The sequence below is a fragment of the Citrobacter sp. MGH105 genome (genome assembly GCF_001037485.2).
GTDB lineage: Bacteria > Pseudomonadota > Gammaproteobacteria > Enterobacterales > Enterobacteriaceae > Citrobacter > Citrobacter portucalensis.
On record NZ_CP073048.1, the window covers coordinates 2,300,430 to 2,318,812 of the forward strand.

General features: G+C 53.6%; 15 protein-coding genes. All 15 read right to left on the reverse strand.

Annotated features, from left to right (window positions below; genetic code table 11):
- Positions 1-33: 33 nt before the first annotated feature.
- On the reverse strand, positions 34-2,004 hold the full coding sequence (locus tag SK35_RS11065; protein WP_048216206.1) for a TonB-dependent receptor plug domain-containing protein: 1,971 nt from the start codon (positions 2,002-2,004) through the stop codon (positions 34-36).
- A gap of 23 nt (positions 2,005-2,027) precedes the next feature.
- Positions 2,028-2,885, reverse strand: a complete 858-nt coding sequence (modD, locus tag SK35_RS11070) for a ModD protein (protein ID WP_048216207.1) — start codon at positions 2,883-2,885, stop codon at positions 2,028-2,030.
- Positions 2,882-3,694 (reverse strand): class I SAM-dependent methyltransferase, encoded by an 813-nt coding sequence (locus tag SK35_RS11075; RefSeq protein ID WP_032943738.1) that lies wholly within the window; start codon positions 3,692-3,694, stop codon positions 2,882-2,884. Before SK35_RS11075 ends, modD begins: the two co-directional genes overlap by 4 nt.
- Positions 3,695-3,703: 9 nt before the next feature.
- Positions 3,704-4,465 (reverse strand): ABC transporter ATP-binding protein, encoded by a 762-nt coding sequence (locus tag SK35_RS11080; protein ID WP_048216208.1) that lies wholly within the window; start codon positions 4,463-4,465, stop codon positions 3,704-3,706.
- Positions 4,462-5,421, reverse strand: a complete 960-nt coding sequence (locus SK35_RS11085; RefSeq protein WP_414973911.1) for a FecCD family ABC transporter permease — start codon at positions 5,419-5,421, stop codon at positions 4,462-4,464. Before SK35_RS11085 ends, SK35_RS11080 begins: the two co-directional genes overlap by 4 nt.
- Positions 5,422-5,447: 26 nt before the next feature.
- Positions 5,448-6,470 (reverse strand): ABC transporter substrate-binding protein, encoded by a 1,023-nt coding sequence (locus SK35_RS11090; RefSeq protein WP_048216210.1) that lies wholly within the window; start codon positions 6,468-6,470, stop codon positions 5,448-5,450.
- A gap of 207 nt (positions 6,471-6,677) precedes the next feature.
- A complete protein-coding gene (locus SK35_RS11095) occupies positions 6,678-8,390 on the reverse strand; it encodes an alpha,alpha-trehalase (RefSeq protein ID WP_048216211.1) in 1,713 nt (570 codons plus the stop codon).
- 170 nt (positions 8,391-8,560) lie between these two features.
- The gene (dhaM, locus tag SK35_RS11100) at positions 8,561-9,991 is read right to left on the reverse strand and encodes a dihydroxyacetone kinase phosphoryl donor subunit DhaM (RefSeq protein ID WP_048216212.1); all 1,431 of its coding nucleotides are present in this window, start codon (positions 9,989-9,991) and stop codon (positions 8,561-8,563) included.
- Between the two features lie 10 nt (positions 9,992-10,001).
- A complete protein-coding gene (gene dhaL, locus SK35_RS11105; protein ID WP_048216213.1) occupies positions 10,002-10,634 on the reverse strand; it encodes a dihydroxyacetone kinase subunit DhaL in 633 nt (210 codons plus the stop codon).
- Between the two features lie 11 nt (positions 10,635-10,645).
- Positions 10,646-11,716, reverse strand: coding sequence for a dihydroxyacetone kinase subunit DhaK (gene dhaK / locus SK35_RS11110; protein ID WP_048216214.1), 1,071 nt, complete (start codon positions 11,714-11,716; stop codon positions 10,646-10,648).
- Between the two features lie 325 nt (positions 11,717-12,041).
- Positions 12,042-13,316: a Glu/Leu/Phe/Val family dehydrogenase gene (locus SK35_RS11115; protein ID WP_020996616.1), complete on the reverse strand. Its 1,275-nt coding sequence runs from the start codon at positions 13,314-13,316 to the stop codon at positions 12,042-12,044.
- A 322-nt stretch (positions 13,317-13,638) separates the two neighbouring features.
- The gene (locus SK35_RS11120) at positions 13,639-14,607 is read right to left on the reverse strand and encodes a Csu type fimbrial protein (protein WP_048216215.1); all 969 of its coding nucleotides are present in this window, start codon (positions 14,605-14,607) and stop codon (positions 13,639-13,641) included.
- 13 nt (positions 14,608-14,620) lie between these two features.
- On the reverse strand, positions 14,621-16,906 hold the full coding sequence (locus SK35_RS11125) for a fimbria/pilus outer membrane usher protein (RefSeq protein WP_048216216.1): 2,286 nt from the start codon (positions 16,904-16,906) through the stop codon (positions 14,621-14,623).
- A 55-nt stretch (positions 16,907-16,961) separates the two neighbouring features.
- Entirely contained in the window at positions 16,962-17,684 is a 723-nt protein-coding gene (locus SK35_RS11130) for a fimbrial biogenesis chaperone (protein WP_048216217.1), read from the reverse strand.
- Between the two features lie 14 nt (positions 17,685-17,698).
- Positions 17,699-18,229, reverse strand: a complete 531-nt coding sequence (locus SK35_RS11135; protein ID WP_003833507.1) for a Csu type fimbrial protein — start codon at positions 18,227-18,229, stop codon at positions 17,699-17,701.
- Positions 18,230-18,383: the final 154 nt, after the last annotated feature.

Here is an 18,383-nt window from a genome sequence, read left to right on the forward strand (position 1 = left end):
CCCCTGTGGGGGCCGTTTCTCTATGTCGTTAAATCAGAACTGATACTCAATCCCAGCCCAGTAATTACGGCCTTCTTCGATAAATCCTTCGCTGTACACGTATCGTGTATCGAACAGGTTATTGACTGAAGCGTTGACGCTAAACCCGTGACCGATGGCGTAGTCGGCGCGTAAATGGGTAATGGCGAAACCTGCGGCTTTCTGCGAGCCGTCGCTATTGCTATAGCTCGATGAGCGGGCCTCTTCAGACAGCGTAATGCTCAGCGGATCCCACGGTTTCAGCGTCATCCATGCGGTGAGGGTTTGCGTCGGCAAATCGGTTATTTTGCCGATGTCGCTGCGTTTGACATCCGCATGAATCAGGCCATAGCTCAGCCCAACATCCAGCATATCAAAGACTTTACCTTTAACGCCGGCATCCAGACCGGTGTAATCCACCCGGCCGCTGTTCTGATTCTGGATGGTATCGGCATCAATATTGTGTGAAAGAATGGCATCGCTGATGCGGTTGTAATAGACGCTGGCTTCGAATCCCCAGTCTTTGCCAAGTGAACCATTCCAGGTCAGATCCACGCTGCGGGCGCGTTCCGGTTTAAGCTGCGGATTGACCAGCGCCACCTGGTTATAGGCCGGTTTCGAGGTGGTGTAGCGCTCTTTCAAAGTCGGGAAACGTGTTCTGTCAGAGTAGGACAGCGCTAATGTGTCTGAATTTTCAAAGTGATATTTGGTCATCATCTGCCAGTTGAAGGCCGACTGATTGTTGTCATCATAGTGGGTGACGCTACCATTTTTTTCGTGCTTCATGCCTTCCAGACTGTCGCGCCAGTCATAGCTTATTCCAGCTACTACATCGACGTTATCCGCCGCTGCCCACTGGTATTCGCTGGCAACGGACCAGGTGCGGTCTTCGTAACGGTCGTAAGCTGCATTCGGAGCGCCTTTCTCGCGGTGAACATCATCTTTCCAGTTCACGGCGAAAGAGAGCAGGTCGTTTTCTCGCATTTCCGCAGCGAGCTGCAGGCCAGCGCCATCGCTGTAGTCTGAATAATGACTGTAGTTGCCTTTCTTGTTTTTCAGATCGGCAAGTGAGTTGTACATCATCAGCGTATTTTCAAAGGTGTCGCGATACAGACGGCTTTTCAGGGTGAAACGATCGCCCAGATGGGTGGTGCCCTGATAGTAATAGCTTTCTTTATCGTACTGTGGCCATTGCCAGTAGCGTGATTTCTGACTGCTGGCTCCAGCGTACGGCGGGTTATCTTTTTCACCGTCCTGATTAATATAGGTCAGCACATATTCGTCATTACCACGTGGGGTAAAGCCCAGCTTCACGATACCGCGTTTGTCATCGGCGGAGGAGTTAATCATCTTGCCGTTGCTGCCCGCAATAGGGTTGTCCACACCGTGCGGTAAGCCAAGGAAATCCTGCTTCAACTGACTGCCGCTGAGCTGGATATAGCCGAGATCATTGCTGGCGCCAAATGAAGCGTGCATATCGTGGGCATTGTCTTTGCTACGACTCCAGCCCTGGCGATAGCCAATGCTGCCTTCAATCGGTTTGGTAGGCTTTTGGGTGGTGATATTGATGGCGCCGCCCATCTGGTTCGGCCCTTGTAACAGTGACGAGTAGCCTTTGGAGACTTCAACCGAAGCGATATCGGAGGTCAGAAAACGGCCTAAATCGAGGTTGCCATCATAGGGGATGTATACCGGCACGCCGTCAAAATAGACGGGAACCTGACGGCTGTCAAAACCGCGGACTTTCACCTGCTGTTCATTGCGGTTGCCTGACTTTTGCAGCACGACGCCGGGGACAACGCTCAGTGCCTGCGCCACGTTTTGCTTATCCAGTTGCTGCATCGTTTCCTGGCCGAGAACCGTAGTGGTTGCGGCGGAGGCCGGACTTGACCAGACGGTCATGGTTTCGCTTTCCTGCCCAGCAAAAGCACTGTGCGCGAAAGCAAACGACAGGGCTGTGTAAAGACAACTTTTGTTGAAATTCATTATTTTTAGTCCATTTATTAATGTTATATGCCACGTGCGTCCGGGCTCAGGCTAACTTTGATATCCGCGGGCGGAGCGTAGTAAGGCGCGGAAGTGATGAAAAGTCTGATGCCACAGTCGAGATAACTCGCCAGCGAGGCGAGGGTAATGCCGCCAGTCAGCGCCAGCGTGCAATGGGGGGCCAGAGAAGGGGCCTGGCGAACAATTTCTGTTGCTTGCTCAGGGGTAAATTTGTCGAGTTGCAGGACATCGGGCGCGGCGCGTAGCGCGGCTAATGCCTCATCTGGCGTATCTGCCTCAACCACAATCTTTTTTTCTGGCGCATGGCGGCGTAAGCGCGCAATCGCACCTGACCAGTCGTTTGGGTTGGTAAGAAAATGGCGGTGATTAGCAAACAGCAGTACCGTTTCGGCGCATCCTCCGCGATGGATAATGCCTCCCGCGGCGAGTATTGCCTGAGTCGCCAACAAACGCGTGCCGGGAATGGCTTTGCGGGTACAGGCAATCTGCCCATCAGGATAGCGTTGGCGCAGTTGGCTCAACATGCTCTCAAGATAGCCCGAAACCCCACAGCTCCACTCCAGGACATTTTGTACCGCTTTCCAGCCCTGGTGCAGCGCCGCCGCATTACCATGTGCGCGAATCAATCGCTGTCCTGCACTTACCTGTTCACCATCGGCCACCATGTCGCTGACGGTCAGCCCTAATGAGGTGAGCATTTGTCTGGCAACGGCGGTGCCGCTAACGCATCCGCCCTGGCGATGATAAAACGCCATAACGCCCGGCTGTGCGCCGATCCCCAACGCGCGGGTAGTCAGATCGCCGCCCTGAATATCTTCCAGCAGCAGCGCGTCGGTTTGCGCCTGCGAAAAGTAGATCATCGCAGCGCCTCCCGCGGCACGCTGTCCCACCAGATAAGCGCCCAGTCACGGCTGGCGGGGGCAATCGTGCGTGGATCCTGCTGTTGATACCAGGTTTCCAGACGTTCGACCTCATCGGCGCTCAGTTCACCCATACTCCAGCGCACGTTTTCCAGAAAACGCGTCCAGGTGCTGTTGTCCTGCTGGCAGTTGGGCCCGCGGATAAAATCAACATGCGCGTGGATCCCCATCTGATACAGGACATTAAGCGCATAGATATAGTTGGGGAGCTCAATCACTTCGCGGCCCAGTGCACGCTGAATGGTGGGGGAAACGAAAGATGAACTGACGAGATGAGTGGTGTAAACCCGCAGTCGGGCCTGATTATTCAGTTTGGTCATCGCCTGGCGCATATCGGCAACCAGCGTAGAGCGCGAGGCGACGGCGATATCGCACTGGGGTAAATCATCCCAGTGTTCCTCCCAGGCCCGCTGCACCCACTGCACGTGACGGGCGTTCATTTGCGCAGCGCGGCGGGCAGCTACGCTAAGCATGCCCTGGCTGTAATCTACGCCGTAAATTATTGGCATCTTTTTAGCGAGCGCCAGCGAGACCGTACCGGGACCGCAACCCATGTCAAACAGCGACTCCGCCCCTTTCAGGTCGATTTTCCCCAGCAGTTGCAGCAGATAGCTGTCGGTTAATGAGGCGCAATTTTCCGCCATTTTTTCCGCACGTTTATCCCAGTGCTCCGGCTTTTTCTCGGTTCTGTTCGCCAGCTGTAACTGTTTACGGTAAAGATCGGCAAAATCAATGTCGTCAATGAGCATTCTTATTCCTTAGTTATGTGAGCCAAAGAGATGGTGAGCGATTTGTGACGGTGTAACGCGATACAGTTCCGCCAGGCGATCGGTGGCGAGCTGATGTTCAGGAAGTCCTTGTGACACTTCGCCATCCGGTTCAACGCGTACCACGCTGTCGGCAATTGCCCGGGCGTGCAACGGATGATGCGTCGACATCAGCAGGGCCATACCCGAATTTTTCAGCGTCACCAGCGTGTCGAGCAGACGGATCTGATGCCCAAAATCCAGGCTGGAAGCGGGTTCATCCAGCAACAAAAGGCGTGGGCGTTGCGCCAGCGCGCGGGCAATCAACACCAGTTGCCGTTCTCCGCCGCTCAGCGTGTTCCAGCGCCGGGGTGCCAGATGAGAAATTCCCAGCATCGTCATCTGCTGGTGCGCATTTTCACGCTCTTTAGCGCCGGGAACCGCAAATGCCGCCAATTGCGGGGCCAGCCCCATCATCACCATGTCCAGCGCAGTGAAGGCAAACGCGCCGTCATGTGCCTGAGGAACCCAGGCGATAGCGGCGGCGCGTTGCCGATCGCTGAGATGATTTATGGCGACGCCATCAAGCAGAATGTCACCGTGAAGCGTCGAAAGAACGCCGAGAATGGTGCGCATCAGAGTGGTTTTTCCACTGCCGTTGGCCCCAATCAAACAACAGACGGAGCCGGGCGAAACCTGAAATGAGACATCGCGTAACACGGGCTGGTGACTGTGGTATCCCAGCGACGCATGGCGGAGGGTCAGAAGCGTCATGGGCGATTTCCCCGTAGCAAAAGCAACAAAAAGAACGGTGCGCCAATAAATGCCGTCAGGATCCCCAGCGGGATTTCTGTGCTGCTCAGCGTGCGGGCAAGAGTATCGGTGAGCAGCAGTAAAATGGCGCCGATCCCCATGGAAACTGGCAGCAACTGCTGGTGGTTATTGCCACTGAGGAGTCTGCCGATGTGCGGTACAACCAGCCCAATCCAGCCGATAATGCCCGCGATGGCGACGGTAGAGGCGGTGATTAACGTTGCGCAGACGATCAGTCCCAGCCGCAATCGCGAGACGTTGATCCCAAGCGATCGTGCTTCATCATCCGACAGGGTGAGCAGGTTCATGCGCCAGCGCAGCAGCAATAGCGGGACCATTCCTGCGATGATCAGCGGTGCCGAGAACCACAGATCGTGCAAAGTGATCGTCGATAAACCGCCAAGCAGCCAGAAGGTGATAGACGGGAGTTGGGTATACGGGTCGGCCAGCGTTTTGATGAGCGAAATTCCCGCGCCGCATACCGTGCCCAGCGCAATCCCGACCAGCACCAGCGTTAACACCGGGTCGTGACGCTTGACTCGCCGGGTAATCAACCAGACACCGGCGACCACGAATAAACCGCCCATGAACGCATACAGCTGAATGAACAGGATCGGTAAACCTAACAGGATTGCTAAACAGGCACCTAAACCCGCACCCGCCGCCACGCCGAGAATATCCGGCGAGACCAGTGGGTTGCGGAACATGCCCTGATAGGTGGTTCCTGCGCCCGCCAGCGCCGCGCCGAGCAGCAATGCAGCCAGTATGCGTGGCAGGCGGATTTGCCAGAAAACGATTTTGTCCTGCATTGGAACGCCATCTGTACCGGCCACGAGATTCAGAACCTGCTGTGCATCCAGGCGATACGCGCCTGATACCGCAGCGACGATCGCGCAAAGCACCACCGCAGCAATCATCAGAAAACCGAGGGTTGATGTTTTCATCAGACTGCCACCAACCTTTGATACTGTGCGTCGCTTAGCGTGGTGTGCCAGAACAATTCACTGTAGTTCTGCATATCGGTTTTAAAGCTCGCTTCAACCTGTGGATCAAGCCAGGCGTGCAGGCGGCGTAACCCCAGTAAACGGTTGATGCCAGGAGGTGCATCCAGCCAGCCAAACGGCAGACCGCTGAGAAACAGAATGCGCCGGTCAGCAACCGCTTTGACCCCTTGCCAGACCGGATCTTCTCGTAGGAACTGCGCTGTCACTGCATCCTGCACCAGGATAATATCCGGCTGCCAGCTGAGCAGATTTTCCATTGAGACCTGTGTGAGCCCCTGTCGTCCGGGGATGTGCGCCACATTGTGCAACCCCAGTAGTTCTGCTGCTTCGGTATGCAGAGAACCTTGTAAACCAGTCTCCAGTCCTCTGGCACCGCGCGCGGCATAAAAACGCAGATTCGCCGCGGGTGAATGCGAGAAAGCTATTGCATCATCGATAAATCGACGGGCCAGCGCGGCCTGCATTGCGGTTCGCGAGACGACGCCCAATACTTCACCGACTGCGCGTAACTGTTCTGGGGTATGGCGCAATTCGCCGTTAATCAGCAGCCAGGGAATGTGTGTTTGTGCGCTCACTTGTCTGGCTTGAGAAAGCCAGGTTTCATCGGCATTACCGCAGTCAATAACCAGGTCAGGTTTAAGCGCCAGGAGTACTTCAAGCGAGAGCGTGCTGGCGCGCCCCGCCAGCCTGCCGAGTTTCGGCAAAGTCCGAATGTTATCGTTAAACGGGATGGCGGTCTGGCGAGAGAAATCAAAGGAGGAAAGCCCCACCAGTTTTTCCGGTGCGACGGCCAGCAGCAGCATGTCAGCAGGCGCGCCCGCGCTGACCACGCGTTGGGTCGTTTCTGGCTTCGGAGAGTCTCCAATGGCCACAGTCAGCGAGGTTTGAGCAAACGCGGGAAGATGGCGTAGCAGCAGTGCAGATGCCACGAGTTGGGCAAACATCCGTCTTGTCAGTGGCATTATTGTTATCCTGAAGGTTACAAAATCGCTATATATTTACATATACAGCGAATAAAAACATGTTCAGAATCAATTTCTCACGGATGAAAACCCCGGATACCCCATAAGGGCTAGAGGCCATAGAGACAGCTGGAAGGGGGAAATATAAGAAAGAAAAATCCGCGACGAAGCGCGGATTCAGGAAGTAAAACGGCTCAGGCTATGATGTTATGGCGTCGGTTGAGTCTGTTTTTTAGACTCGACTGGCGCAGTACTTGCCGGGGTAGGTCGCGACGCGGGTACGTTGTCACAGGGCTTTTCTTTGGCGCAAATCAGGTCGAGCATTTTCAGCGTTACGCCGTTGGTCCAGCCGAAACCATCCTGCAACGGATACTCACCGCCGCCACCGCCGGTTCCAGTGGTGCTCACGTCATACTTCTCAACCAGCTTTTTCTCGCGATCGTAGGTGTGTTGAACATTGGTGAGGAATCGCCAGGTCACGTCCATGGCGACAGTATCCTGACCGTAATTCTGTAACCCGGATGCTGCGACCCACTGGAGCGGGGCCCAGCCATTGGGGGCATCCCACTGCTGGCCGCTTTTCACCGACGTGGTAGTAAGGCCGCCCGGTTGCAGCAGATGTGCCTGGGTGGCCGTGGCGACTTTACTGGCGCGATCTTTTGCCGCTGCATTGACATATAGCGGGAACAGGGCGGCAGCCGTGAGCTGGTTGCGTACTTTGTGGCTTTTCAGATCGTAGTCGGCATACCAGCCTTCCTTGTCGTTCCACAGGTACTTCTCGATCCCTTTTTGTCGGGCATTAGCGTAGCCATCGTACTGCGCCGCTTTGGCATCATCACCAGCAGCCTTGCTGGCGAGGGCGATCATTTTTTCCATTTTGTACATCAGCGCATTGAGATCGACCGGAACGATGCTGGTGGTACGCAGAGTGCCCAGCTGATTAGGATTGTCCATCCAGCGGGAACTAAAATCCCAGCCGGACGCGGCAGCTGAACGCAGGTCGCGGTAGATTTCTGTGGCCGGGCGGTTCGGGTTGCTTTTAGCGGTGGCGATATCCTCTACCCACGACTCTGGCCGGGGCGAATCGCGCTCATCCCAGTAGCGGTTCAAAATGGTGCCGTCATCCAGTTTAACCACGCGCTTATTTTGCTGACCGGGCTGCAGTGTTTCGACGCCTTCCATCCAGTAGCTGTACTCTTTGAGCATCTGCGGGAGGTATTTTTTCAGCGCGTCATTCCCGTCGTGCTGCGCCAGTAGTTCAACCATAAAGGCAAAGAACGGCGGTTGCGAACGACTCAGGTAGTAGGTGCGGTTGCCGTTAGGAATGTGTCCCCAGGAATCAATCTCGTAAGCGAAGTTTGCCACCATGTCCGAGACCTTATCCCAGTGATTGCTCTCGGCAAGCCCCAGCATGGTGAAATAGCTGTCCCAATAATATATTTCGCGAAAACGCCCGCCAGGTACCACATACGGTTCCGGGAGCGGCAGCAGCGAATCCCATTTTTCAGCGTCGGTTGTCGAACGGGTGAGTACCGGCCACAGGCCGTCAATATGTTCGCGTAATGATTGCCCGGCCGGGGGCACGTATTTCTCGCCGTCTTTCGGCAACGTAAAATTCACCTCGACAAAATGGCGTAAGTCGAATCCGGACTGGTTTTTCTGCATCCGGTAATCGGCAAGGATCATTAATGGATCGCTGTTTGGCACCGCGTCCGCAAAGGTTTTCTGGTCAGGAAACAGTTTGGCTGTTTGTACATCGTTAAACAGGGGGCCAAGCAGAATATCAGGCGGCGCAGGCGTAGCGGCTGGTGCGTCCTCGGCGTTGACGGTAAAAGAGGAAAGGGCAAAAAAGGTGCTTGCGAGCGTCAGTTTTATTGCAACAGAGAGCAGGCCAGGATGGCGAGTTGCTGGCGTTATCATCGGTTAATCTCCTTAGCGGCGTGCCGAAGTAGCGGCATTTACCATGAGAAAACCTTAGTTCAGGAATGACCGTTGCGCGTGATCGGCTCCCCATTTTGCGAATAAACAGACATTTCCCGGCGTGAATAGAGAAGAAGCACACCCTTTGTTGGAAAGGGTGTGCTTCGGAATCAGTTTGCGCGGGTTATCCGCTGTGTGACACAGTCAATGGTCAGAGTATCGCCCATCTTGATGCTATCGAGAGTCTCGCCTTGCTGACACATCCAGCACAGACCCATTTCACGAGCGATAATCGCCGGATGTGAGGCTTCGCTGCCGTCCCGCAGGCAGATACCTTTGATGGTCTTCGGATCGAGTTGCAGGACCGTAGACGGATAAATGACATCAGCGACCAGGATAGTGGGGCGCAAGAACGCGGGAATTTGCGCGCTCTCCCCCGTCAAATGCTGCAGTGAACGAGACAGCAAATCTTCAATATCAATGTATCGCGCCTGCAGATAAGGATCATCGAGCTGTAAATACTGCTGGCTGAGATCGCTCAGCACCTGATGCCAGGCCCAGGCGGCGCTGCACTGCTTTTCGCGCATTACATCGCAGGCCATTTCAAACAGTTCAGGATCGTCCAACAGCGTATGGTGCCCGGAGAAGATGGCGGCGATATCTGCGGAATATCGTTCTTCAGCAAGTGCGGTGAGTTCGCTCAGATCGTTCAGCGTACTTTGGATGGCGGTCTGTAATCGCTGCTGCTCAGCCTGGAGTGATGCGGCTGGCTGCGGGTTTACCTCGGGCGAGAACGGCGTGTGACAGAATGCCGTCCCCGTGACTTTTGAGGGAGCCTGAGTTGCCTTGTTATCAGCATTAGCGGACTCGAGCGATTCACCAAAATTCTCTGCTGCCAGCTGTTTAAATGCGGCCAGCGCATCCTCTGCCTGTTCGCCTTTGGCAATCAGGCGTAGCGTGTCATTACAGCGTACCTGCAGCAGAGCTATCTGATTAAGGCTATCAGGAACCACACACTTGCCGTTTTTCTCCAGCCATATGTCGGCGTTAAAACCAGACAACGCGGAAACCAGTCGCGAAGCCGGTCGAACGTGGATGCCGTTAGGGTTTTTCACCACAATGGCAACAGAACGGGCATCTGCATCGGGAGACAGTGCAGCAGATGCGGGTTTCGCTGCGGATGGCGAAGGTAAACCCAGTTGCTCACATTTGGCGTCGAGGGCGTTCATGGCATCACGGATGACCCGATCGATATCAGCACCCGCGGCGGCGCTAACCGTCGCGGCCAGTGTGCCTTCAACCAGTGGTGCTGCGCACAAACGCACTTTGGCGGAAATGCCTGGGTCGAGCAGTTCCAGCGCGGTTTCCGCACTCAGTAATGCACTACCGATATCCATCATCACCAGCACGTGGTCCGTATCGGCCACGGACTCGATGGCTTCCATCACCTTGATCGGATCGGTGCCAATCGGATTCTCAGGATCATCAATGCCTGCGGCAATGGCGATTTTGCAATCACCGCCCATTAACATCTGCCGGGCCAGCGTCCCGACGCCTTCGCCCAGTTGGGCGCTGTGAGAAACAATAACCAGGTTTACCATCGCTTTATCCTTACTCTCTGGACGCCTGAGCCAGCATTTGCATCATAAACATCACCGATGTTGCGCCGGGATCCTGATGCCCAATACTGCGCTCACCAAGATAGCTGGCACGGCCTTTGCGAGCCTGCATGGTGATGGTGCTTTGTGCTGCGGCTTCCGCTTGCTGGCTTGCCGCTTCCAGCGCTGCCTGTACGCTTAACTTTTGCTCGCAGGACTGACGTAAAGATTCGACCACCGGTAGCCAGACGTCGCACATGGTTTTGTCGCCAGGTTCAGCCTTACCGCGGCTAATCACGCCTTCTGCGCCATCACGCATCATTTGATACAGCTCTTCAAGCGTTAGGCTTTGATGAGCCTGAGTCACCTGGGCGGCGCGAATAAAAAAGGTGCCAAACAGCGGTCCACTGGCCCCGCCGACGCTTGAGAGCAGCACCATACCGGTGTTTTTCAAAATAAAGCCGATGTCTTTGTCTGCGATGGACGGCAGCTTTTCAACGACTTTGCTGAAACCACGATGCATGTTCAGACCGTGGTCGGCATCGCCGATCTCCCGGTCAAGTCCGGTGAGAAAATCACTTTCTGTGGTGAAGATCTCGCCGCAGCGATAGAGCCAGTTAACAATTTGCATTCTGTTGAGGGACATCATGAATCTCCTTATTTACCCCAGTTGAGAGCAGGGGTGTGTACCGGTGCATCCCATAAGCTCAGCGTTTCGTCATCTACCTGTAACAGGGTGATCGAGAAACCGGTCATATCCAGAGAGGTACAGTAAGAACCGATCAGGTTGCGCTTAATGACGATGCCTGCATCCTGACAACGGCTTTCCAGGCGGTTATACACGCCGAAGAGTTCAGACAACGGCGTCGCGCCGAGATTATTGACCAGCGCAATAACGCGATCGCCACTTTGTAACGCACGCTTGCTTTCTTTACCTTCCTGCCACGCGCCCTGGACGTTGTCCCAGTGGCGGAGTGTACGGCTGTAGTTACCGTTTTCCAGCAGGGTATCGAACATTTCATCAACGGTCTGATCGAGAGAGGTGAAGGGGCGACGGTCAATGCCGGGTTCCCCGTGGATACCTACGCCAAACTCCATTTCGTTATCCTGCAGCGTGAACGACGGTTGTCCAGCGGCTGGAACGGTACAGGCGCCAATGGCTATGCCAATGGAGTGGCCCTGGTTATTCAGCTTACGGCCCAACGCCGCACAGGCTTCCAGCGAATCACCGCGTTCGGCGGCCGCGCCGACCAGTTTTTCGATCAATACGGTATTCGCCACGCCACGTCGACCGGCGGTATACAAACTGTCTTTCACCGCCACGTCGTCATCCACCACCATGGTGGTGACTTTGACACCGCTTTCATGCAGCAGCTCGGTGGCGGTTTCGAAATTAAGAATGTCGCCGGTGTAATTTTTGATTATCAGCAGCACGCCTTCGCCACCGTCAATTTGCATGGCGCATTCGAACATTTTATCGGGTGTGGGCGAGGTAAAAATCTCACCTGGACAGGCGCCAGAGAGCATGCCCTGACCAATGTAGCCGCAGTGCATAGGTTCGTGTCCGCTGCCGCCACCGGAAAGCAGTGCCACTTTGCCCATCACCGGCGCATCTGCGCGGGTGACATATACCGGATCCTGATGCAGTGCCAGGGAAGGATACGCTTTCGCTAGTCCGGCGAGTTGTTCATTCAGTACGTCTTCAACACGGTTGATCAATTTTTTCATTATTTATGCTCCGCAGACAGTCCTGGATGGCTGCCAAATTCGGGCAGGCATCTGATGTAGGGTATCGGTTAGTTCAACGTCACGGCGACCGCTCGCTGCCGATAAGGTAATTTTGCACACGGGTAGTCAAAAGAAAATTGATGTGATTGGTGTTTCAATACGGAACATTAGCATCTTTTAATGTTCCATATTGAAACGTGGTGGTGCATAAAACAGCGAAAATGAGAGATCGGGCAGTATTTAATGGGGAAAGACTACGTGCAGGATTTTGCTAAAAAAAACCACCTGCCAGGCAGGTGGTTTATGCGAGGGAAAATTATCGGTATTAGCCCGGATAAATTCCGCGATCTTTACGTGCTAGCAGAATGCGTTCGCAGGCAACAATGTAGGCTGCGGTACGCAGGGAGCAGGATTTCTCAGCTGCTTTTTCCCATACGTGCACCATCGCATCAGTCATGATTTTGTCCATGCGATTGTTGATCTCTTCTTCACTCCAGAAGAAGCTTGCCATGTCCTGGACCCATTCGAAGTAGCTGACGGTTACGCCGCCTGCATTACATACGACGTCAGGTACCACGATGATACCGCGGCTTGCCAGCATATCATCGGCATCCGGGTAAGTCGGGCCGTTAGCGCCCTCAAGTACCAGTTTGCAGGTCAGCATTTCTGCACGCTGACGGGTAATCTGTCCTTCCAGCGCGGCAGGGATAAGGATATCCATCTCCACGCTCCAGAAGGCTTCGCTGGCGATGGTTTCAGCGCCTGGGAAACCGGCAATCTGTTTGTGCTCTAACTGCCAGGCAGACAGCGCGGTCATGTCGATACCCGTGGAGTTAAACAGCGTTGCGGTGTGATCCTGAATAGCGACGACACGCGCACCCGCTGCGGCGAACAGGCGGGCGGCTTCGCTGCCGACGTTACCGAAACCTTGTACCGCCACGCGAGCGCCTTCAACTTCAATGTTCGCACGACGCGCGACTTCCAGACCGCTGACGAAAACGCCGCGACCGGTGGCTTTATCACGGCCTAACGAGCCGCCAAGGTGAATAGGTTTACCGGTGACCACACTGGTCACGGTGGTGCCGTGGTTCATGGAGTAGGTATCCATCATCCAGGCCATGACTTTTCCGTTAGTACCTACATCCGGCGCAGGAATGTCTTTCTGCGGCCCAATGATAATGCCGATTTCGCTGGTATAACGGCGGGTTAAACGCTCCAGTTCACCTTCAGAAAGTGAGAACGGATCGACGCGCACACCGCCTTTGGCTCCGCCGTACGGCAGATTCAACGCTGCGCATTTGATGGTCATCCATGCAGACAGGGCCATCACTTCATTAAGATCAACATCAGGATGATAACGCACACCGCCTTTGCCCGGACCGCGGGAAAGGTTATGTTGCACGCGATACCCTTCAAAATGACGGATAGTGCCGTCATCCATCTGCACCGGGATATCGACAATCAGCGCGCGTTTTGGGTGGCGCAGGGTGTCCACCCAATGGGAAAGTTCGCCCAGGTAAGGGGCCACACGCTCGATTTGTTGCAGGTAGGTATTCCAGGCAGATGTGCTGCTATCTGAAGCGTAAGATAACTTATCCATGATAAACCTTAGTTATAAAAGTAATATGTTCTTAATTTGGCCGTGGTATACAGTGAATCTCACCATATAAACCTAAATTTAACATTTTTTTCATAGAACAACCTGCCTGGCTAACAAGGATTATCGGTATGAGTAGTGTGGGTTTTGGCTTGGTGGTGAATAGTTATTCTTTATTTTTGCTGTCATCGCAGTTGTTTTGCAGTTTATTTAGTTTAATATGCATAACTTGTAAAAATCGCAATTTGTCAGATTTATGACGCACCTCTAAAAGTAAACAATATGATAATAAAATGTGTTTGCTTTATTGCTGTTAAGCTGGGCGTCAGTAGGTCACGGCGATGGTGACAGTATCGGCATAGTTGTCTGGCGTGTAGTTCGCGCTGGGAACGGTGGCGTAAACCGGGTAGGTAGTCGTTGTCCCCGTGCCGCTGCCCGCAACGGTATTGAGCGATGTATTGCCCCACACCATACCGGAAGGACCTGGCGTCGAACTAAGCTGGTAGGGGACTTTATCCGTATTTGACCCCGTGCCTGCCATCACGCCGCTGCCTGCCGTATTGCCGTTGGAGGGTTGAAGTCCGATGGTATAAGGCGTGTTATTGGAACAGGCTACGCCTACGTTATTTGACGCCGTGAGATTACGACCCGTTCCGCTGGTGGGAGCAAAGCTGATGTTAGTCGCGGAGGTGATATTACACTGTTTGCTGACAGCAGCTGTGACGGTGAAAGGAAACCTGGCGGCAACGGTATCACCACAGGTGGTCGGCGGGAAAAGTAATCCGGGATTGAGGGTGACAAGGGCTGTTGCCGTCGTATAGTTATCCTGATAGTTTCCGGGGACGGCTGAAGTTTGTGGCGTGACGATCTGCGCCGATACCGTGAGTGAACCTGTCACTGGCGTCAAATTCAGCAGGTTAAGCTGTACCATGGGAAAAGTGGTTCCCGACTGATACTGGCTGCCCCAGACTTTGGTGCGCCCGCTATCCTGGTAAAGCTGGTATGCCAGCGTTCTGGCGGGGTTTCCGCTTAACGACATATTTCGCGGTGTCACCTGGCCACTGACGGCCGAGGCGCCAATATTAAAACAGAGATTGATCCCTGCCAGCACGTCACCAAGCTCTTTGGTGCAAGTGTAACTGAACGTCATTGATGACGTTGCGCCTGTCGCAGACAGTGGATTGACCGAACCTAAATTTATGGCTTGCACATTGCTCACCGAACAGGTTACCGCATGGCTAATTGCCGGACAAAAAAGTACGGCAGCGATGAGTAGCAGATGTCTTAACCTCATGAGCGCACTCCTGTTAGTGTGGGCGACAAACCAGTGGACCTATTTGCACAATCCCCTTTGCTGACGCGGGATAGTCAAATTGCACGCGACAACTACCGATGTCCGTATCAACGCGCAGCGTGTTGTGCTGCTCCAGGGTGTCGAACCATGTCATTCCATCAAAGCCAACGACAGACGATTGTCCTTTTCCGTTGATGGCGTAAGCCATGCTGCCTTCAGGAATTGGCTTACCCTGATTGTCGACGAGGATAATCTGCGCAGCGCGGACGGGGGTGATGCCAAAGCTAACCAAAGTACCGGAACGATCGGCTGGCGTGGCATTCGTCTCAACGCGTGCGATCCGCATATTGGCAGGGAGATCCATCGGGTCAATACTGATCAGGTTTTTTTGATAACTGTTCAACGGGGTGACCAACAGTAGTCCCTGGTCATCGCTGCGGCCAATCAGGTTATTTTGCAATTTGACTGGAACATCAGGCACGCCGTCAGTTGAGACGACGGCAAAACCATTATTGATTTCTCTTGCTGCAAACAGGCCGCCTCCCATGGTCACCAGCGATCCGGTTGCGCCTGCATAACCGTAATGGTTATCCGGTAAACGGCTGAATCCCGCGTACGCTTTACCATAACGTCCCAGATATCCCACTTCGCCCTGGCCACTTTGCCGGGAAGCCTGCTGACTGGCAGCCAGATTCCAGCCCCAGCCGCCGTCGGCAGGGGGCGTCAGGCTGGCGTTGAGCTGGTAACCGGTTTCGTCGTTGGTACGTTGTAGGGTGCTGCTGGCGCTCAGATTGTTGTCGGTCGTGATGGTTACCATCAGATAGAGGCTACGATCGCGGTTGTCGTCAATGTTCTGGTTGAATCCGGCATTCAGTGAGATGTTGTCGGTGAGAGATTTAAACCAGCTGGCATTGGCGTAGCGCACCGCATTTTCGTGTGGATAACGAAACTGCAAATAGCTCAGGCTGATATTTCCAGCTGCTTCCAGCGAATAACCAATAACCGTGTTGCTGTTAAGCGTGGGGGGCGGCTCACCGTAATGGGTGGCGACATCGCGATAATCGCCGGAAGTTGCCGTGGTACTGGTACTGAAATTAAACCGTTCGCCGGACCAACGGTAACCAAAACTGTACAAAAACCCGTTCTTTCCTGAGTCGGAACTTGCGGCAAGTGAGGTCGAAAACGTGCCGCTGCGGGTTCCTGGGATCCAGTCGTTACTGAAGCCCGCGTTAATCAGTCCATCGCTGGTTTCCGCGTGAGTCCCGGCGGTGAACGTATTGCTAAACCCGCGACGCCACGTAGCGCTCAATACCGGTACGCTGGCATAATCAAAAGAGGAGTAACCATAATTTTCGCGTACCGTGCCTAATTCTGCCGACCAGGCGGTTAATCCTTCCCGCAGGAGTTGCTGATCGTTGTAGAACGAGAAATTTTGTACGCTCGTTCTGCCCAACGCATCTGTCATCATCACCTGACCCGTTCCCGCGCCGCTGATGTTAGGCATTGTGTTGATCTGAAAGCTACCTGCGGGGACTTCTCCGTTGTAGTACCTGACGCCGTCGACGTACAGCTCAACGTTTGACGGTAACGTCGCGGATCCCAGATATGCTGGAAGCGGGGTGGTTGGCATATAGGGCTGCAACCCAAAATCGGTGCCTATCTGAATGCCGCCGATTCGCGTCGGTCGGGACCAGATGAGTGAACTTGTCAGGGCATCGCCAACGGTTAACGCCAACATCGAATCAGGAAATGACATACGCCAGCTGGTATCAAGGCGCTCAACGCTGTTATCGGCATATTCCTCGGTAGAGTACTGCGTCAACTGGGTGGTGCTGAGCACGCCGGCCGCATTGAAGGCGCGAATTTCGCTGAAGGTATTGATTGCGCTTTCATCCCCCTGTTGCGTATAGATATCATAATTGAGCAGCGCCCCGGGTGATGTTGTTGCCGTTGGCACGGTTTCGGTGGGCGAGTTAAGCTGCGTGGTCGCAAGATCGAGTGAACTGAGTGGCGCAGTAAGCGAGAGCGTTTGCAACTGAACGTTGTAGTCAATAGTTAGCTGGGGGATATCGTTCAGGCAGACGGCGTTAGTGGCGTCTGGAGCAAAGCGAAAACCCATTTTACGCAGAGTATCTGCTCCTGCATAAAGCTTTCCATTATCGTAGCCAAAATGTACCAGCCCAACGGGATTCCCATTTAAGGTGACGTCGAGATACAAATCGACTCCCGTAATCTGTGAGGCGCTATTAATAACACCATTTTCGTTCTGGTTATTATTCAGCGTTTGTGCGCAAACCATTCCCGATATTAATACTCCATTGAGAAAGCAATATTTCACCAGAAGCCAGGATCTGTTACAGATCTTGTACTGTTTTTTGGCCATTGATTGTGACTTCAACTTTCCCGCCGTAATGATTATTCCTGGCTGACGGGGAGACTATCCAGCGCATTGTTGATCCGGGTAAAACGTAGCCTAATAGTCCGGGTGTAATGACTTTTTTAGTACCGTCAGGGCTTATAAATGTTGCAGCAGATAACTGAGCATGCCCATTTCCCTGATTACTGACTTCAATAAATTTTTTGCCATCCAGTTGCTGTAATTTCCATTGCAGTTTTGCCTGCGTTTGTGCCGCTGATGTTGGTTGAATGAAAACGGGAACAGAATAATGCAGCACAAACTGAAGCTTGTTTTTTTCTACTTTTGCAGGCGGTAACTCATCTATCGATAAACGATAAGCGTCTTCGGCATGTGCCGAGGGAGGGTTTGTGCGAATAACACGAATCAACTGACGTTCTCCAGGGGCTAATGCTAACATCGGCGGGCTAATCACCAGTCCCTGAGAGGGAGAAAGTTTGTCGTCATAAGCGCTTTGACTCCAGCGAAAAACCCGAACCTGGGCATTGAGCACATTTTCACCCGCGTTACTCAGCCAGATACCATCGGCATTTTGCGTCGCTTGCAACGTTAACGTGACCGGGGCTATTTGCAGTCCGCTGGCGGTGGCAAGATTGATGCTCGCACCCATCCCTAGCAGGCATGCGCAGGCACACTGCTTTACAGGCAGTTTTACTCTCATATGGCTTCCTGAAGTTAGTAGTTAACGTTAACCGTTACCGTGTCGGCATAGTCGTCAGGAGTGAAGTTGGCGCTCGGTGCGGTGGCATAAACAGTATACGTTTGCGCCAGACCTGTACCCGTCGCCGCTACCCCATTTCCAGGTGCGGTGTCGGTGGCGGTATTCCCCCACACCGGACCTGTTGCTGACGTACGATTTAGCTGATAGGGCACTTTATCGGTATTGGTGGCAGCGTTAGCTACGGAGGACATGGCGCCAGAACCCGTTGTCGTCCCTCCATTGGCAGCCGATGGTGCCAGGCCGATAAAATAGGGCGTGGTTTTTGAGCAATTAATTGAAATAGTGTTGCTTGCACTGGTATTTGTCGCCGTGGTATTCACCGGACCAAGTGTAATATTTGAAGCCGAACCGGCAGTCACGGTACAGGCCTTTTGAATCGTCATCAGCACCTGAAATGTTCCGTTAACGGTTGCTGCATTTGCCACAGAAATAATGGAAAAGGCGCAGCAACAAAGAATTAAGCGTTTGTCTAAGACTAGAGCCATATCCTTTACCTTTTTCAAATAACCACATTTATTACTTTAGAAAAACAATAATGTGGCACAAGAAGACATAATTTAACCCTAGAATAAGTATTAGACGTACGCCAGTTGTTCTAATAAATTTTACTTAGGAAAAAGGTGATGTCGTCTGCAAAAA

Bases quoted from the DNA above. Each gene is read 5' to 3' on its own strand.
- SK35_RS11130 (WP_048216217.1), bottom strand. From the start codon at position 17,684: ATGAGAGTAAAACTGCCTGTAAAGCAGTGTGCCTGCGCATGCCTGCTA.
- modD (WP_048216207.1), bottom strand. From the start codon at position 2,885: ATGATCTACTTTTCGCAGGCGCAAACCGACGCGCTGCTGCTGGAAGAT.
- SK35_RS11095 (WP_048216211.1), bottom strand. From the start codon at position 8,390: ATGATAACGCCAGCAACTCGCCATCCTGGCCTGCTCTCTGTTGCAATA.
- SK35_RS11080 (WP_048216208.1), bottom strand. From the start codon at position 4,465: ATGACGCTTCTGACCCTCCGCCATGCGTCGCTGGGATACCACAGTCAC.
- SK35_RS11135 (WP_003833507.1), bottom strand. From the start codon at position 18,229: ATGGCTCTAGTCTTAGACAAACGCTTAATTCTTTGTTGCTGCGCCTTT.
- SK35_RS11115 (WP_020996616.1), bottom strand. From the start codon at position 13,316: ATGGATAAGTTATCTTACGCTTCAGATAGCAGCACATCTGCCTGGAAT.
- SK35_RS11085 (WP_414973911.1), bottom strand. From the start codon at position 5,421: ATGATTGCTGCGGTGGTGCTTTGCGCGATCGTCGCTGCGGTATCAGGC.
- dhaL (WP_048216213.1), bottom strand. From the start codon at position 10,634: ATGTCCCTCAACAGAATGCAAATTGTTAACTGGCTCTATCGCTGCGGC.
- SK35_RS11120 (WP_048216215.1), bottom strand. From the start codon at position 14,607: ATGAGGTTAAGACATCTGCTACTCATCGCTGCCGTACTTTTTTGTCCG.
- SK35_RS11125 (WP_048216216.1), bottom strand. From the start codon at position 16,906: ATGGTTTGCGCACAAACGCTGAATAATAACCAGAACGAAAATGGTGTT.
- SK35_RS11065 (WP_048216206.1), bottom strand. From the start codon at position 2,004: ATGAATTTCAACAAAAGTTGTCTTTACACAGCCCTGTCGTTTGCTTTC.
- dhaK (WP_048216214.1), bottom strand. From the start codon at position 11,716: ATGAAAAAATTGATCAACCGTGTTGAAGACGTACTGAATGAACAACTC.
- SK35_RS11075 (WP_032943738.1), bottom strand. From the start codon at position 3,694: ATGCTCATTGACGACATTGATTTTGCCGATCTTTACCGTAAACAGTTA.
- dhaM (WP_048216212.1), bottom strand. From the start codon at position 9,991: ATGGTAAACCTGGTTATTGTTTCTCACAGCGCCCAACTGGGCGAAGGC.
- SK35_RS11090 (WP_048216210.1), bottom strand. From the start codon at position 6,470: ATGCCACTGACAAGACGGATGTTTGCCCAACTCGTGGCATCTGCACTG.